Genomic DNA, 16,303 nt, shown 5'->3' with positions numbered 1-16,303 from the left:
GGGGATGTGCCGGTGTGCGGACGAGCGGCCGGTCGCCGCGCCGTCAGCGGGCGAGGCCGGGCGGCGAAGGTGGTCGCGTGGCGTGCGGCGGCGGGTGGATACGGTCACCGATGCTGATCGTCCCGCCGTGGACCACTTCGGCCCGCAGTCCGCCGCGGTGCAGCAGGCCGCGGATCAGGCCGGGGCGGACCAGTTGTTCGAGTCGGGCACAGGGTTCGCTGAGCTTGAGGCCGCGCAGGGTCACCCTCCCGATCCGGAATTCGTGGTCCACCAGCGGATTGAGCCGGATGTCACGGCAGACCAGGTTGCGGCGGCATTCGGCGGGGGTGAGGGTGATGCCGTATTCAAGGGCAAGGGCGTCGAGGGTCTCGGCCTCGATGAGGGTGATGTCACAGACCCCGGAGGCCCGTCCCGTCCCCCGGTGGCGGGGCCGGGGGCCCTCGCCCGCCCAGTAGTTGCGGTCCCCCAGCAGACCGCGGCCGGTGACCGCGCGGGCCCGCGGGGTGGGGAAGGTCGGCTCGCCGGGGTGTGCGGCGAGGTGCAGGGAGGCGACCAGGCCGGTACCGGACGGAGGCGAGTCCTGTGCCACGGGCGCCTCACCCCTCCAGGAAGTGTTCCTTGAGGGAACGGAGGGTGCGGAACTGGTTCACGTCGATCTGGTCGAGGCTCAGCTCCCGGCCGATGGTGTCCTCCAGCAGCAGGATGAACTCCATGAAGCCGAGCGAGTCGATGAGCCTGTTCTCGATCAGGTCGAGATCGTCCGGGATGTCTTCGATGGTGGGGTTGCGTTCTTGCAACCAGTCCACGATCGGCTTGGTGACGTCGTCCATCTCATTTCTCCTGGATCCGGTGAGGCGCTGGGAACGTGCTCGTGTGTGAGTCGGCGCGGGGAGCACGGGCGTTCTCGTATTCCCGGCGGATCCGGGCGATGGTCAGGGCGGCCGGCCGTGGGGCGGTGACACGGCTGCAGGACCGGCCGCAGTACATGGCCATCTCCTGGATGCGCCCGGTGGTGGTGGCGCCCGGGGCGGCCGCGCTGTAGCGCGGTACCGGGTACGGCCTGCCGTCCACCTGGGTGGTGGCGATGAAGGCGGCCGGGGCGGGCTCCGCGGCGGCGGTGAGGGAGTTGTGCAGGACGCGGTGCGGGCGGTGCGGCCAGCCGATCTCGAAGAGGGAGGTGATGAGGGTGTCCTCGGCCACCGCCTCGACCACACGCCGTTTGAACTCCGGGTGCGCGGCGGATTCCGCGGCCGGTACGAACAGGGTTCCCGCCATGGCGCCGTCCGCGCCGCGGGCCACCGCGTCGGCGAGGTCCTCGCCGGTGGCGATCCCGCCGGCGACGGCGAGGACGGCGTGCGGGTGGCGGCTTCGGACGGTGGCCAGCAGGGAGTCCACGGGCTGCCGGCCGAGCAGATGGCCGCCGGCCTCGGTGCCCTGGAGGACCAGGACGACCGCTCCGCGTGCGAGGGCGGTGTCGGCGTCGGCGGTGGTACCGACCTGGACCACCAGCGGGTGGCCGGCTGCCCGCACGGTGCGGGCCGCGTCGTCGGCGGGAAGTCCGAAGACGGTGACGAAGGCGTTGCGGGGAAGTTCGGGCAGGACGGCACGGAGTTGCTCCAGGCAGCGGTCCGGTCCGGTGACCTCGGGGATGACGTTCACCCCGAAGGGGCGCCCCCTGGCGGCGGCCGCCACCTCCCGGGCCAGGTGCGCCGCCCGTGCGGGCGATTCTTTGTACAGGGCGAGGGTGCCGCCCGCTCCGGCCCGGGACACTTCGACGCACAGAGCGGGGCCGGCCACGGCTCCCATACCGGCCTGCAGCAGGGGCAGTTCGAGTCCGAGCAGGGCGGTGAGCCGGGTCACGGGCGTTCCCCCGCGCGTAGTACCGCACGGTGTGCGGCGGCCAGGTCGCCTTCGAACAGGTCGCCCAGGGCGTGCACCCAGCGTTCCAGGCCGAAGGCGACGCAGCCGGTGAAGGCCGGGCGGTCGGCATGGCTGATCGTGCGGCGCTCGCCGAAGAAGTTGCGGTGGTTGTTGGTGGAGGCGAGGGCGGTGCCGTCGGTGTGGAGGTACTCCTCCTTGACGGGGGCGAGCAACTGCATGACGGTGCGGGCGCCGTCCTTCTGGAAGAAGGGGTCGGTGGCGGGCTGCCGGTCGAGGGCGAGGCCGAGGGCGGCGCCGAAGGCGAGGATCCGTTCCCGGTGCCGGTCGAGGTGGGCCCGTACGGTGTCCGCGGAGCCGATGCACACGAGCTCGCGCATGGTGAAGCCCCAGAGCCTGCGCAGGCCCTCGTGGTGGTCTTCGTGACGGAAGCATTGCGCGACGGTGCTGACCAGGACGGGGGTGTCGGCACTGCTGCCGGTGAGGTGCACGAAGCAGCCGTAGCAGGCCGCGGAGGGCAGGAGGTGGGTGGCGTCGGCGAGGTCGGAGGCTGGCAGGGCGGTGGCGTCGGCCGAGCCGGCGACGTCGTACGGGGCCGTGGCGAGGGCCGTCAGCCGCTCGGGGCGGATCCGGGTGACCGGGCTGCCCAGGTGGGGGAAGTTGCGGAAGTAGTCGAGGGTCCGCAGGTCCTCGGCCCGCAGCAGCGGGGGGTAGCTCTGCTGCCGGGCCCCGGCCTCGGCGCCCCAGCGGGTGAACACCGCGTCCAGCGCGGCTTTCAGCAGGACGGCCGGTTCGTCGAGGGTGACGAGGCCGTCCCGGACCGACCAGGCGCCTCCGATGGCCCTGGGGGGCAAGCGGTGGGTGTCAGGCATCGAACACCCCGATCCGGCGGAGGAAACCGGTCGTCTTGTGGAGGACTTTGGCGTGGGCGGCCTGTCGCGCGGGGTGGGCGAGCAGCTGGTTGCGCAGGGCGAATCCGCCGGGGATTCCGGCGTCTCGGTAGACGGCTGGGCTGTAGAAGGCTCCGATGCTGATGGCGAGGTAGCGGTCGAGGTAGGTGCGCAGGTGATGCCGGGCCGCGTCGTCGAGGCCGGCGTGGAGGAGGCGTTCCCACAGCAGTTGCACCAGGCGGCAGCCGAAGGCGATGTGCCGGGACTCGTCCTGGTGGTGCAGCCGGTTGATGTGCCGGATGGTCGGGTGCAGCCGGTCGTCGGCGGACAGGTGGACGTTGTAGTGGTCGACGATCTGCTCGAAGATCAGAATCCGGGCGAAGACGAGGAAGTTCTCGATGTCCGGGTCGCGCGGGGCGTCGGGCAGCTTGACCGACTTGTCGGGGTAGATCTTGTCGGCGTACTTGAGGCAGAAGGTGGCGAAGAACCACATGTGATCGTTCTCCTCACCGATGAAGTGGTGGAAGAACTCGGACGGCAGTTCGAAGCCAGGCGTGTGGATGCGCCGGGTGACCTCGATGAGCAGCTCGCGGATGCCGTGCACGTTGAGGCTGTAGAAGTTGACGCTCTCCCACCTGCTCAGGGCCCGGAGCTGGGCGGGGCTCAGCTCGTTCATGAGTTCCGTGCCGTGGACGGAGAGCAGTTCGGGGGACATCCACAGGTCGTCGGTGGGGATCGTGGCCGGCCAGTCGAAGGTGGTGAACGGGTTGTAGTAGTCCGCGGTGGCCTTGTCGGAGAGCCGGCCGAGCAGAGCCCTGAACTCGGTGTCGTCGGGGTCGGTGGCCGTGGTGGCGCCGGCCCTCGTTCCGGGCGGGGTGGCCTGGGGACGCATGGACGTCATTCCTTCCATCGGACGGACGCCAGCAGGGCCCGGTGGAGCTCGGGCGTGGACGCGGCCACGCAGGACCGCTGGTTGGTGACGCCCACGTCGGTGAGGACGGTGTCGCCGAGCGGCTGCCCGTAGGCGTCGGTGATGACCGCCCCGGCCCGCTCGGCGAGGAAGACGGCCGCGGCGAGGTCGTACGGGAACAGGTGCAGGACCCGGCCGTTGCCGACGCGCTCGAACTCTGGCAGCAGCGCCGGATCGTCGCGCAGCAACCGGTTGCCGATGTCCACGTAGGCGTCGAGTTGGCCGGTGAGCAGCCGTGAGATCGACCAGGTGGCGCTGTTGAAGACGAAGACCCCGCCGGTGTTGGCCGAGCGGTCGATGAGGTGGCCGTAGGCCTCGGTCATCAGACGGGCCGGGTGGCCGTTGAACTCCAGAGACCAGAACATCCGCGCCGGGTCGGTGGTGCGGGTCAGCATCGGGACGGGGTGGTCGTAGCCGTGCGCGGTGATCCCCGGCGTCGCGAGGTCTCCGTAGAGGTAGGCGCCGGTGCGCAGTTCCATCAGCAGTGCGTGCTCGACGTCGGCGATGCGCGGACGCGGCGTCATACGGGCGACCGCGACCGAGACCGTGGCCGACTCCAGGCCGGCGACGGCGGGCCGGGTGCCGTCGATGGGGTCGACGACCAGCAGATGGGTCGGGTCCGCGCCGTGGTACTGCAGCCCGCGGTCCTCGGAGTAGACGGCGACCGGCAGGTCGTGGCCGACGATGTACTTCCAGACGGTGGCCTCGGCGACCTCGTCGAGGCCGAACTGCGCGTCACCGCCCGGAGAGAGGCCCCGCACCAGGCGGCTGCCGTGCTGGTGCTGGGCGGCCAGGACTGCCTCGCGGACGGCACTGGCGAGGCCGGTCACGTACGCGCGCATGGTCTTGGCGGACGGCGGACCGCCGTGCGTGGGGGCGCTCACTCGGCGGCCTCCTCGGCGAAGAGCGCGTCGAGCCGGTCGCAGAGCAGGTCGGCCTCCTCGCGGGTGAGGATCAGCGGCGGCCGGATCTTGATCACGTTGCCCCGGCCGTAGCGGGAGGTCCGCAGGACCAGGCCGTGGTCCATGCCGCGCCGGGCCAGGGCCTGGGTCCGTTCGCTGTTCGGGCGCCCCCGGTCGTCGCCGATCTCGATCCCGATCATCAGGCCGAGGCCGCGTACGTCCACGACGGCCCTGTGCCGTGCGGCCAGCGCGCCCAGCCGTTCCATGATGTGGGCGCCGACCTCGCGGACGTTCTCCAGGAAGCCGGGTCGGCCGATCACGTCCAGGGTGACGACCGCCGCGGCGGCGGCGAGGATGTTGCCGCCGTACGTGAAGGAGTGGTGGTCGCTGCTGAGCCCGGACATCCGCTCGTCGGCGACGATGGCGGCGACCTGCGCCCCTGAGCCACCGAGGCCCTTGGCGGTGGTCAGGATGTCGGGCTGCACCCCGAAGTGCTCGGCGGCGAACATCCGGCCGACACGGCCGATGCCGGTCTGGATCTCGTCGAAGACGAGGGCGATGCCCCGTTCGTCGCACAGGGCGCGCAGGGCGGGGAGGTAACGGTCGGGGGGCACGATGTTGCCCCCGCTGCCCGAGACCGGTTCGACGACGATGCAGGCGACGCTGCCGGAACTGGCGTGGTCGAGGAAATCGTTGATGCGCTCGACGCACAGCATGCCGCAGCTGTCGGGGCCCGCCTGACCGTAGAAACAGCGCAGGCAGTAGGGATCGGGCACTTGGAGCACACCCGGCATCAGGTGCGGGAAGGGCTGCTTGCGGAACGACTCGCCCGACATGGTGGTCGTCATCATGGTCTGGCCGTGGTGACTGCGGAAAAGGGTGACGACGTCGCGTCGGCCGGTGGCGAGCTGCGCCATCTTGACCGCGCCCTCGTTGGCGGTGGAGCCGCCCGACACCTTGAGGTGCACTTTGGTCAGGTTGGGCGGGGTGACCTCGACGAGCCGCCGGACCAGCTCGTTGACGGGGGCGGTCTGGAAGGTCGAGGTGGTGTGCACCAGCCGTTCGGCCTGGTCACGCATGGCCTTGACCACCTCGGGGTGGCTGTAGCCGAGGCTCAGGTTGAAGGTGCCGGACGCGCAGTCGAGGTACTCGTTGCCTTCGGTGTCGTAGAGGTGGACGCCTTCGCCGTGGTCCATCTCGTATGCGGTGACCGGGTAGTACAGGTGGTTCTGTACGTAGCTCAGGGCTTCGCCGCGGACGTCACTCCGGACGGTGCTCCGGGCACCTTTCAGGTCTGTCATGTGTCTCCTGTCGGCTTCCGTCTCATGGACGCGACGGAGGACGGACGTCGCTGTTTCCGGGCAGCGAAAACAGGACTCCCCGCTTTTTCCTCCGGATGGCGAAGGGAATGGATTCACGCGTCCAGGACGAAGGTGAAAGAGGCGTCCCAGCCTTCGGGCGTCTCCCGCACCTCCATCAGGCATTCCGACCGGAAATACTTGTCGAGGTGGTTCCGACGCTCGCCCGGGAAATACAGCATCGTGGTCAGTACGGTCCCGCCGGGGGGCTGTACTTTCACGTGCACGTGCCGCGTCCGGCCCGGATACATGGCCGGCAGAACGGTCTCCAGCCGCCACCGCCCGTCGGCGTCCGCGAACTGGTGACCACGCAGCCGGAAGCCGTCGTGGTCGTAGACCCCTTCGGATCCGACCTGCCAGAAGTCGAGCAGGGTGCCGCCGATCGGCTTGCCGTCGGGGGTGCGGACCGCGCCGTGCAGCAGCATCGGGACCTCTCCTTCCGCATCGCTTCGGAAGTTGGTCCGCAAAGGAGTGTCGGGCTTGTAATACGGCCCCTCGCGCAGGGCCGGCGTAGGCGGGGTCCCGTTACACCGAACTGTCGGAGTGATCGATTTCAGGGCATCTTCAGGGTTTGCGTTCGGCACTTCTGAATTCCCCCTCGATAAATGATCGCTTCGCCTCTACTCATGCAGGCTAACCCGCTTCTCCTGTACTGAGAAGAAGGTCGTGCGTCGCTTCTCCGTCATTTGCTCGACATGTATGGCCGGGTTTGGTTGGTTCTTTTGTGCAGAAGTCGCCTCCTGTGAAGGAGGAGGCGAGGGAGCCGCGTGGGGGAAAGGGGACGGACGGTACGCCGCCTGCCGGGTGGTCAGTACCGGCTGGCGGCGGCCCGGTGCAGAGCGGTGCGGGCGCGGGCGAAGTAGGCCGGGTCGGGCGGTGCGGTGAGGATGTCCGCGAGCGCGAAGAGGTCCAGTGTCCGGCTGGTCCGCAGCCAGTCTGCGGGCAGCCGACCGCTCCCGGCTCGGAAACCCTCGACGAAGCCCGCGGTGAACGCCGGCGGGTACTCGTGGGCGAAGCGCAGCATGTTCCCGACGTCGAAGAGCGGGGAACCGCTGAAGGCAAGCTCCCAGTCGAGCACGGCGGCCACCTCCCAACGCCCCGCGCGCCGTTCGACCAAGAGGTTCTTCGGATTGAAGTCGCAGTGCACCAGACAGCGTTCGTCTGCCACCGCGGCGAGTGCCCGGCCTCCTCGACGGGCCAGGGCCCGGAGTACGGCCGCATCCGTATCGTTGAGCGCCCCGTCCGTGACGGTCGCCAGACAGCGGTCGACGAAACCGGGCAGATCGCCCAATGGGTGCATGCCGTCCGGAGCCGGAACGAGGGAAGGGCCGGCGAAGGCGCCCGGGCGGGGCAGCCGCACCCGGCCGATCCGCGCCAGCACCGCGCCGACGGCGCGGCCCAGCTCCCGGGCCGCGCCGCTCGCCGGGCCGTCGGCGAGGACCTGGCTGAGCGGGATCCCCTCCATGAACCGGTAGAGCAGGGTGGGGCGGCCGGTGGCCCGACCGTGGGGGTCGGCCGCGATCACCGCGGTCACCGGAACGGCGCGGGCCGCCGCCCGGCCGAGGACGGCGACCTCCACGGCGCAGGCATTGCGGGGGACCCGGCCGGAATGCGGCCGGTAGCGGCGCAGGACGTAACGTTCCGCGCCCGGCGCACCGGCAGGCCGGACGGTCAGCACGGCCATGTCGTTGGTGAACCCGCCGGGCAGCGGGTCCACCTCGTCCAGGCGGGCCCCGGGCAGGGCGTGACGGAGCAGCCAGGCGTGCGTGGCCGGATCAAGGAGGCCCACTGGGGCGGGGCGCGTCACACCGGCCAGCCTGCCCGGCCCGGGGCCCGCCTCATGCCGATGTTCCCTCCGACGGCCCAGCGTTCGGGCGTGTTCGCTGTTTCGCGGCTGTGGCTGCCTCGGCTGCCAGGACCAGTCCGCCGGCCGGTCCGGCGAGCCGGCCGAGCTGGGCGGGGACCACGAAGTCCTCGGCCGCGTGCTCGGGCAGCCCGGGATAGCCGGCCAGGGCCGCGGACAGTTCGGCCCGGAGCAGCGAGAACAGGCCGGGTAGCTCCGCAACGCCGCCACCGATCACGATCCGCTGGGGCGCGGTCGTATAGACGATGTTGCGCAGCCCCGCGGCCAGATAGGCCGCTTCCAGCCGCAGCGCCTCGCGCAGGGCTCCCCCGGTCAGTTCCTCCGCCGGGGTGCCCCAGCGGGCGCCCATGGCCTCACCACCCGCCAGTCCTTCCCAGCAGTCGCCGTGGAACGGACAGGAGCCGGGGAAGGCGTCGCCGTCGATCCGGGGCACGGCGAGGTGGCCCATTTCGGTGTGGACCAGACCGCTGACCACCTTGCCGCCGATCACCGCACCGCCGCCGATGCCGGTGCCCACGGTGAGGTAGACGTACGTGTCCAGGCCCCGTGCAGCGCCCCAGCGGCCCTCGCCGAGGGCAGCGCCGTTGACGTCCGTGTCGATGCCCACCGGTACGCCGAGGGCAGCGGCGACGGGACCGGCGACGTCCACCCCGGACCAGCCGGGCTTGGGAGTGGCCGCGAGATGCCCGAACTTCGCGTGGCCCGGGCGCAGTTCGAGGGGGCCGAAGGAGGCGATGCCGACTGCGTCCAGCGGTCCGCTCGCCGCGGCCCGTTCCTCGAAGAAGGCGATGGCCCGGGCCAGGGTGGGGGCCGGTTCGCCGGTCGGGAAGCGGATTTCGGCCTCGATCCGGTCGGGGGCCGACCCGACCAGGCAGACGAACTTGGTCCCGCCGGACTCGATCGCCCCGAACCGCGGCGCGCTCACGCGCCCACCGGCCAGCCGTCGGCGCCGACGGGCCCGGAGTGCGAGCGGATGACCACCTTGAGCGCGTCGTAGCGGAGAGACGGCCCGGGCATGCGGTCGCCGCTGCCCTCATCGGGCCCGTCGGCCTCGCTTCGCTGGACGAGTCCGCCGAGTGCGGCGAAGGCGTCTTTGTACCCTTCGAGCGGGAACTCGTGCGTCACCAGCCGCTTCAGGAACGGCTCGCCGCCGGTCCCAGACGGCAAGGCGCAGAGTTCGGCGGCCAGATCCACGGCGACCGGGAACGTATCGGCCCGGTAGTCACCGGCGCCGATCAGCCGGATGCCCCGGTTGGTGAGCCGGAGCGGGTGCAGCGGCACGGCGTAGGTGTCGTCGAAGCCCATCAGCACGATCCGGCCGCCGTCGTCGACCAGTCGCAGTGCCGCGTCGAGGCCGACCCCGGTGGTGTCGAAGACGAGAGAGGGGCGCTCGCCGTCCGACGCCTTAAGCACCGCTTCGGCCGGGTCCGTACCGGCCACGTCCACCACGTGCGCAAAGTGTTCGCGAGCCCGCTCCAACCGGTACCCGTCCGGTTCCACGACGGTGACCCGGCGCGCCTGGCGGGCGGCGATCAGCGCGGTCAGCATCCCGATCGGCCCCGCGCCGAGCACCACGACGGCGTCGTCGAAGGAGAGGGCCGCGGCCTCGATGTTGTTCAGGACACAGGCGAGCGGTTCGATCAGGACCGCGCCGTGGAAGGGCAGCCCGGTGGGAAGGCGCACAACGAAACGTTCGGGCAGGGTCACGCTCTCCGCGTAAGTGCCGTCCCGGTCGACGCCGACCTCGGTCCCGGCCTTGTGCCGACAGAAGTTGGTGGCTCCCCGCCGACAGGGGACGCACCAGCCGCAGTACAGCGTGGGGTTGACCACGACCCGGTCCCCGACCGAGACCGAACGCACCTGGGGCCCGGTCTCCCGCACCACACCCACCGACTCGTGCCCGAGCACCACGCCCGGCCGCGCGGGGAACCTCCCGAGCAGGATCTTGCGGTCCGTACCGCAGACCCCCGTGCCGACGACCTCGACCACGACGTCATCACCGTTCAAGAGCTGTGCGGCGGGCCGGTCCTGCAGTGCGGCGGAGCCGGGTCCCAGATAGACGAGAGCGCGCACGAAACCTCCCCATCGGCGTTGGGAAGGTGAAGCTAGCCCAGTCGAACCGGACGGGACACAACGCCTCTGAGCCACTTCACGACTGGGGCCGCCCGGGCTGTCGCCCGATCCCTCCGGCTCAGCCACGGGGACCACTGGTCAGAGCGCTGTGAGCGACTCGCCCTGCCCAGGAGACCGCTCGTCTCGGGGCGCCGCCTGAGGCCGAAAACCGGTGATGGCCGGCAGTACGGCGCCAGACCGGCTCGCCTTCCACCGGCGTCGCAGCGGTCACGCATCCGATCGAAGCCTGATGGTGTCGACGTCCCCGGCGGGGCCGAGGACACCGTCCGGGCCGTCATGGCCGCGCCGGAGAACTCGGCCGCTCAGGAACCGAACCGGTGCGCCGGGGTCCGCGGTCGCGGACGACGTCGCCGTAGGAATGGGAGCTGAAGCCGCGGACCACGAGCACGGGGATGCCCGCGAACTCGAGCCAGCCGGTCAGCCCTCCCGCCGGGCCTGGGCCGGCCGCAGGGACAGCCGCCGGCACATCGGAGGCGTGTGCGGCAGCACGCCCTCGGCTGCGAGTCGGTACATGACCTGCCTCAATGCCTTGAGCGGCGCGTACCCGTCCACGAGCCGAGGCGCGATCCCCTCCGCCGGGTAGAGGGGAATCGTGGTCACACCTCACGGGCCCCGGCGGCGGGGCCGCTCAGCTCAACCCTGCTGTTCCCTGAGGGCCTGGACGCACCCCCAGGCGCCCCAGAGTGCCACGAGCCCTCCGATGCCGAACGCCCAGTTCGAGCCCGTCGAGTTGCTGGACTCCGGCTCGTTCCGGCTCTTGCTCCCGGTCCGCTCGCCGGCCGAGTAGGTGACGCAGGTGTCGTCGCCGCCGCAGTAGGCGGGATGGGCCGTTCAGGGGGTGTGGAGTCGCGGGGGCGCATTCCGTAGAAGATCAATTCGAGTGTGCGCCCCTGGGGTGACTTGCAGCTTCCCAAGATCGCCGCCTTGTTAGCTTTCCGGTTGTGACTCAGTTGACGCAGTCCGGCCCACGGCCGGACCAATTCGTGCTGCCCTCCGCTGATGAAGCGAGGGAATCGTTTCGCCCGCTGGTCCTGGACCCGGCGCGGCCTGATGACGCCGGCGTGCTGGCCGGGCTGCGGCGGTCGTCCGGCGTGCGCGAGGTCCATGACCGTATCGAGGACCAGGTCGAGGAACTCCTGCGCTGCCTGACCCCGGAGGACCCCTTCGCCTCCCGCTCCCGGGAGCGCGCTGTCGCCGATGCCATGGGCGGCCAACCCGATACCTACGGCAGGTGGGTCTGGTACCCGTGGTCAGGGCGCCTGGTGCACGTACTCCCGGAAGACGAGTTCCGGCTGGTGCGTACCGACCGCAACCGCGACAAGATCACCCGTGAGCAGCAGCAGGTCCTGCTGCGGCGCCGGGTGGGCGTCATCGGGCTGTCGGTGGGAAGCGGCGCCGCGCTGACCCTGGCCATGGAGGGTGTGGGCGGGGCCTTCAGGCTGGCGGACTTCGACCGGCTGGGCCTGTCGAACCTGAACCGGCTGCGGGCGGGTGTGCACGAGCTGGGGGCGGAGAAGGGCGTGCTGTGCGCCCGCCGTATGTACGAGCTCGACCCCTATCTGGACATCGAGGTCTTCCGGGACGGTGTCACCGAGGACACCGTCGGGGCCTTCTTCGCGGCCCCCGACGGCCGCGACGGACTGGACCTGCTGGTCGAGGAGTGCGACACCGTGTGGGTGAAGGTCGCCGCCCGCGAGCACGCCCGCCGGCGGCGGGTCCCCGTCCTGATGGAGACCAACGACCGGGGTCTGCTCGACATCGAGCGCTTCGACCTCGAACCGGACCGCCCGCTCTTCCACGGCCGCACCGGCGAGGTGAGCGCCGACGACGTCCGGCACCTGGACCGCGCAGAGAGCATCCGTTTCCTGCTCAGCATCGTCGACGAGCGGCGTCTGAGCCCCGCCATGACCGACGCTCTCACCCGGGTGGGACGCTCCCTGTCCAGCTGGCCCCAGCTCGCCAGCGGGGTGATGCTCGGCGCGGCCCTCATCACCGACACCGCCCGCCGCATCCTGCTCGGCGAACCCCTGCCCTCAGGCCGGCACTCCGTCGACCTCCACACCCTCCTGGGCGGCGGCCAAGCCCCGCAGGTCCCCCTGGGAGCGGGGCGGTGAACCGGGTACCGGAACTGCGTGGCGAGCACCTGCGCCTGAGGGAACTGCGCGCCGAGGATCACGAACCCTTCACGCGGATCCTGAGCCACCGTCTGCTCACCCGCTACCTCGGCATCGACCGTATGGACACCGACCGGGCCCACGACACCTTCGCCAAAGCCCTCGGCCAGCCCCACACGCATCCCCGCCGCACCTACACCCTGGCCGTGTGCACCCCCGATGACGACACCCTCACCGGCACCATGGGACTGCTCATCGAGGACTACGGCAGCAACGCCATGCTCACCAGCCTCGTGCTGCTGCCCGGATCCCCCGCACGGGGCCACGGCCACGAAGCCGGCCGCCTGCTGATGGCCTACGCCTTCGGACACCTCGGCCTGCACCGGATCTGGGCCGGCCACCGCAGCGACCACCACCACATGCCGCCCGTGATGCACGCCGCCGGCCTGCGCCCCGAAGCCACCCTCCGCCAGCTCTTCCACACCCAGGGCTGCTGGCACGACGTCACCACCTACGCCACCGTCGCTCCCGAATGGAAACGCCAGGCCACCCCTCGAGAACTCGCCCTCCTCGACGGCCTCCACACACTCGACCACGCCTGAGTACGAGACACCGTCGGGGAGCTTGAAAATGATCAGCACACCTCGGCGGCGAGTGGGAGCGCGGAGACCGCGACCCCGATCGGCACGATCTGCGGCACCCCGGCGACCGCGGGCGCAGCCGCGGTCGCGGCGGCGGGGTCCGGTCGGAGGTGCCCGCTGGAGCTGGTGAGCCCACGCAACATCTCCCGAGTCACCGCCGCCGCGCCGGCCGCCTTGCGCGCGCCTTCGCAGCCGTGGCCGTGCTCGCCTTCCCGGCCCTGTTCGCTGTCTCCGTACCGGCGCACGCGGCCGACGGCCCGGGCTTCACCTTCACGTTCCCGAAGCCGGCCGACCGACCGCAACCAGAGGACGTGTGAGGCGTACGAGGTGACGGTCTACGACACGAGCGTGGCGGATGCGGACGGCCGCGTCTGGGAGCGCTGCAAGGTCTACGGGGTCTACGGGTACATCGGCAGTGTCCGGATCGAGGGGGAGCCCGACCGTCCCGCCGTTGAGGGGGGACACCCCGTCAACACTGCCTGGGCGGTTGATCCGACGGGGCACCCGTCACTGGCGGGCGCGGCGATCGTACGGGCACCGCCCCTGGCGGCGCGCCAGGCCGCCGAGGCCATGGGGAGCAACGGCGGCGCCGCCCGCGCCATGGCGGGGACCATCGGTGATCGTTTCAACGATCGTTTCGGTGATCGAAGGACAGCGCGCCCGCCTCCACGTCTCAGGCGAGAACCTCACCGTCGAGGCCCAAGCCCCGGCATGGACCAACGCGCCGCGGCGCGTCTAGATCAGGGAGCGCGACCGGCCGGCCTGTGGCTGGTCGTGGTCCATAGGTCGCGGCTGCCCGGCTGGAGGCAGGCGGTGGCTTCGGTCGCGGGGCCGTGGGCGGTGGTGCGGGCGAGGACGTTGTGCAGGTGGCGGACGGCGTTCTCCGCGTCGGTGAACTCCTCCGGCGTGGGGAGGACGGTGCCCAGCGCGTGCTCCCGGTCGGCCGTCAGGGCGCGCCATTGCAGGACGGGGGCCAGGGCGGCGGTGGCGCGGCCGAGGAACCAGGCGAGTTGTCCGTCGGTGTGGGCGGTGCCGACGGCCAGGACCGCGAGGGCTTCGCGCAGGTACTCCAGGCGTTCGATGCCCGGCAGTGCCTCCTGCGCGGCAGCGGTGCCCACGAACGTCCCGAGCCGGGTGGCGGTCGAGCGGACCAGGGCGGTGTCGGCTTCGGACTGGGCCGGTTGGCCACTCATCGGGGGCGATGCATTCGACCGGCTGAGGATTCCCGCCGATTCGGCGAAGACTGGATGGCGGGCGAGCGTCAGGAGTGCAGGCTCTTGCATACCGTGGTCCCTGTCGAAGAACGTCCGGCGCTCCTTGCGTCATTCGAGGGGCGCGGCGAACGGCACGGGTCAACAAGACCGTCGGCAATGTCGAGGGCGCCTCAATTGCAACTGGCGTTCCTTCGACTCATCGGCCGTGCCACGGGCAGGGAAGGCGCGTCTACCGTTACAGGCGACGGAGCGATACAAGCCGGCGGCGTGCATAAGGAGTTCACACACTCTGTCGGACGGCCTGAATGGTTCGCCGCGGAGGGGGCATGCGGGGGCGGAAGTATGTCTGATCGTGGCACGGCCGTTGCTTCAGGTGTATGCGTGTGCGCGCCGCGACGTCCCGCCGACGAAAGCATTCGCTGTCCATGAAATTCGCCGGTCCTTCCTCTCGTCCGGCCACCGGGTCCCGGACGCCGGCCCTGCGCCGGCTCGTCACCGCCAACGCGCTCAGCGCGGTGGGGGACGGCGCGCGGTTCGCCGCGCTCCCCCTGCTGGCGGCCTGGACGACCGGCGACGTGTTCTGGGTGTCCGTGGTGGCCGCCGCGGGCCGGGCGGCCTGGCTGCTCGCACCCGTCATCGGCACCCTGGTGGACCGCATGCCCGGACGCCGCTCGATGGTCGGCGCGGATCTGGCGCGCTGCGTGATGATGCTGGTGCTGTTCGCCGTCGTGGCGACGGGGCGGACGTCGGTGGCGGCGCTGGTGCTGCTGGCGTTCGCCTCGGGGGTGGCCGAGGTGTTCTTCGACTGCGCCGCGCAGGCCGTCGTTCCGGTGCTGGCCACGGACCACGAACTGGAACGGACGAACGCCCGGGTCATCGCCGCGCAGGTCACCGGAACGGGGTTCGTGGGGCCGCCCGCCGGGGCCGCGCTGTGGGCGGTGTGGCACCCCTTGCCGTTCCTCCTGGACGGCGTGACGTTCCTGGCGTCGGCGTTGCTGCTCATGGGCCTGCCGTCGCGAGCCGCGCACGCCGGGGCGGGGGCCGACGAGCGCGGCCTGCGCGGCCTGTTGCGCGGCACCTGGGCCGGGCTGCGGTTCCTGGGGCGGGACCAGGTCCTGCGCCGGCTGATGGTGGTGGTGGCGGTCCTGGGGGTGGGGCAGCAGGCGGTCTACGCGGTGCTCGTCGTGTACGTGGAACGGGAGCTCGGGCTGCCGGCCTACGGTTACAGCCTGATGCTCGTCGCGGGCGCGGTCGGCAGCCTCGCCGGAGCGGGTGGGGCGGCCCGGGCCGCCCGGTGGCTGGGGTCCGGGCGGAGCCTGAAGCTGTCGGTGTCGGTGTCGGCGCTCAGCTATCTGGTGGTCGCCCTGCTGCCGTGGTGGCCGCTGGTCGCCCTGATGCTGGCCCTCAACAGCGCCGGAGTGGTGCTGTGGAACGTGTGCACCGTCTCGCTCCGCCAACGCCTCGCGCCACCGCACATGCTGGGCCGCGTCACCAGCGGCTACCGCCTGGCGGCCTGGGGGGCCATGCCGATCGGCGCGTCGGCGGGCGGAGCGCTGGCCCAGCACGCCGGGCTCGGGGCCCCGTGGGCCCTGGCGGGCCTGCTGCTGCTGGCCTGCCTCCCCCTGCTGCGCGGCGTACCGCCGGGGAAGTCTGCGGCAGGGTCGACGCGGTCGGGGGCGCGCGATGCGGGCCGGGCCCTCACCCCGCCCGCCGGCCCCGTCGACCCCGCCGGCTCATGACGGGCGCCCCCCGAACTGCCAGAGGTGCACCTCGACATCGGCGTACCGGTCCGGGGTCAGCACGGCTCCTGCCGTCTGCGGATCGGGCGCCCGGACCAGCGCCGCCGTACCCAGCCAGGTCGCGCCGTCGTCGGACAGCAGCGGCCCGTAGGCGATCAGTTCGTCCCGTACGGGCGGCAGGGCGAGGTCGGCGGCCTCCCCTCCCCCGAGGCCGAGCACCAGGTACCGGTTGCCCCCGGTCCGGCCGCCGGGGAAGTCCCACATGGTGCGGTCGAGCGTGTTGCGCCAGCGGCGCAGCAGGACGTCCCGGTAGATGCCCGCCTGGTAGCCGGGCTCGTCGAAGGCGAAGGCGCGGGCGGCCGCGGGGTCGGGCAGGTCGAGTATGTGCACGCTCCCGGTGGCGGTTTCACCGTCGTCGGTGAGGGTCGGGCCGCGGGCGATCATCTCCTTCGCGTACTCGTCCATGTAGGACCAGTGCGCTTCCAGCAGGGCGTCGCGCAGAGCCGCGGAGTCGGGCCGGTCGCGGTGGTAGCAGAGGAATTCCATGCCCACAGGGTCGCTACGGGGGGCGCCCGAGTCGAGCGGGTTTCACCGCGCGGG

Annotated in this window: 18 protein-coding genes; 3 read left to right on the top strand and 15 right to left on the bottom strand. The window is 71.5% G+C overall.

Going from position 1 to position 16,303, the window contains the following annotated elements:
* Positions 1–43 precede the first annotated feature (43 nt).
* From ACFYYT_RS33425 to ACFYYT_RS33370, 12 genes are all read right to left on the bottom strand, one after another.
* On the bottom strand, positions 44–589 hold the full coding sequence (locus tag ACFYYT_RS33425; RefSeq protein WP_351821171.1) for an MOSC domain-containing protein: 546 nt from the start codon (positions 587–589) through the stop codon (positions 44–46).
* Positions 590–596: 7 nt separating this feature from the next.
* Positions 597–830, bottom strand: coding sequence for an acyl carrier protein (locus ACFYYT_RS33420; protein WP_351821174.1), 234 nt, complete (start codon positions 828–830; stop codon positions 597–599).
* 1 nt (position 831) lies between these two features.
* Positions 832–1,860, bottom strand: coding sequence for a nitronate monooxygenase (locus ACFYYT_RS33415; protein WP_351821177.1), 1,029 nt, complete (start codon positions 1,858–1,860; stop codon positions 832–834).
* Positions 1,857–2,732: a hypothetical protein gene (locus ACFYYT_RS33410; RefSeq protein ID WP_351821180.1), complete on the bottom strand. Its 876-nt coding sequence runs from the start codon at positions 2,730–2,732 to the stop codon at positions 1,857–1,859. The genes ACFYYT_RS33415 and ACFYYT_RS33410 overlap by 4 nt, the downstream gene beginning before the upstream one ends.
* A 10-nt stretch (positions 2,733–2,742) precedes the next feature.
* A complete protein-coding gene (locus ACFYYT_RS33405; RefSeq protein WP_351821183.1) occupies positions 2,743–3,660 on the bottom strand; it encodes a diiron oxygenase in 918 nt (305 codons plus the stop codon).
* Positions 3,661–3,665: 5 nt separating this feature from the next.
* A complete protein-coding gene (locus ACFYYT_RS33400) occupies positions 3,666–4,622 on the bottom strand; it encodes an inositol monophosphatase family protein (protein WP_351821186.1) in 957 nt (318 codons plus the stop codon).
* On the bottom strand, positions 4,619–5,941 hold the full coding sequence (locus ACFYYT_RS33395) for an aspartate aminotransferase family protein (protein ID WP_351821189.1): 1,323 nt from the start codon (positions 5,939–5,941) through the stop codon (positions 4,619–4,621). The genes ACFYYT_RS33400 and ACFYYT_RS33395 overlap by 4 nt, the downstream gene beginning before the upstream one ends.
* A gap of 113 nt (positions 5,942–6,054) precedes the next feature.
* A complete protein-coding gene (locus ACFYYT_RS33390; protein WP_351821192.1) occupies positions 6,055–6,582 on the bottom strand; it encodes a hypothetical protein in 528 nt (175 codons plus the stop codon).
* 224 nt (positions 6,583–6,806) lie between these two features.
* Entirely contained in the window at positions 6,807–7,805 is a 999-nt protein-coding gene (locus ACFYYT_RS33385; protein WP_351821195.1) for a phosphotransferase, read from the bottom strand.
* A gap of 31 nt (positions 7,806–7,836) precedes the next feature.
* Positions 7,837–8,787 (bottom strand): ROK family protein, encoded by a 951-nt coding sequence (locus tag ACFYYT_RS33380; protein WP_351821198.1) that lies wholly within the window; start codon positions 8,785–8,787, stop codon positions 7,837–7,839.
* Positions 8,784–9,935: an alcohol dehydrogenase catalytic domain-containing protein gene (locus tag ACFYYT_RS33375; protein ID WP_351821201.1), complete on the bottom strand. Its 1,152-nt coding sequence runs from the start codon at positions 9,933–9,935 to the stop codon at positions 8,784–8,786. Before ACFYYT_RS33375 ends, ACFYYT_RS33380 begins: the two co-directional genes overlap by 4 nt.
* A 477-nt stretch (positions 9,936–10,412) precedes the next feature.
* The gene (locus ACFYYT_RS33370) at positions 10,413–10,595 is read right to left on the bottom strand and encodes a hypothetical protein (RefSeq protein ID WP_351821204.1); all 183 of its coding nucleotides are present in this window, start codon (positions 10,593–10,595) and stop codon (positions 10,413–10,415) included.
* Positions 10,596–11,086: 491 nt separating this feature from the next.
* Between ACFYYT_RS33370 and ACFYYT_RS33365 the strand changes: the two genes are divergently transcribed.
* Both ACFYYT_RS33365 and ACFYYT_RS33360 read left to right on the top strand, forming a co-directional pair.
* Positions 11,087–12,109, top strand: coding sequence for a ThiF family adenylyltransferase (locus tag ACFYYT_RS33365; protein ID WP_351821207.1), 1,023 nt, complete (start codon positions 11,087–11,089; stop codon positions 12,107–12,109).
* Positions 12,106–12,711, top strand: coding sequence for a GNAT family protein (locus tag ACFYYT_RS33360; RefSeq protein ID WP_351821210.1), 606 nt, complete (start codon positions 12,106–12,108; stop codon positions 12,709–12,711). Before ACFYYT_RS33365 ends, ACFYYT_RS33360 begins: the two co-directional genes overlap by 4 nt.
* A gap of 32 nt (positions 12,712–12,743) precedes the next feature.
* On the opposite strand, the gene ACFYYT_RS33355 is transcribed toward ACFYYT_RS33360, so the two are convergent.
* Together ACFYYT_RS33355 and ACFYYT_RS33350 are read right to left on the bottom strand one after the other, a co-directional pair.
* On the bottom strand, positions 12,744–12,995 hold the full coding sequence (locus ACFYYT_RS33355) for a hypothetical protein (protein WP_351821213.1): 252 nt from the start codon (positions 12,993–12,995) through the stop codon (positions 12,744–12,746).
* Positions 12,996–13,490: 495 nt separating this feature from the next.
* Complete coding sequence (locus tag ACFYYT_RS33350) at positions 13,491–13,943, bottom strand: hypothetical protein (RefSeq protein WP_351821216.1); 453 nt, start codon at positions 13,941–13,943, stop codon at positions 13,491–13,493.
* Between the two features lie 446 nt (positions 13,944–14,389).
* On the opposite strand from ACFYYT_RS33350, the gene ACFYYT_RS33345 reads away from it, so the two are divergent.
* The gene (locus ACFYYT_RS33345; protein ID WP_351821219.1) at positions 14,390–15,703 is read left to right on the top strand and encodes an MFS transporter; all 1,314 of its coding nucleotides are present in this window, start codon (positions 14,390–14,392) and stop codon (positions 15,701–15,703) included.
* Here the strand turns inward: ACFYYT_RS33345 and ACFYYT_RS33340 are convergent.
* Entirely contained in the window at positions 15,698–16,249 is a 552-nt protein-coding gene (locus tag ACFYYT_RS33340; RefSeq protein ID WP_351821221.1) for a YciI family protein, read from the bottom strand. The genes ACFYYT_RS33345 and ACFYYT_RS33340 overlap by 6 nt on opposite strands.
* Positions 16,250–16,303 lie beyond the last annotated feature (54 nt).

Source organism: Streptomyces sp. NPDC002032, assembly GCF_042890765.1.
Classification (GTDB): domain Bacteria; phylum Actinomycetota; class Actinomycetes; order Streptomycetales; family Streptomycetaceae; genus Streptomyces.
This window is presented reverse-complemented; position numbering and strand designations above follow the sequence as displayed.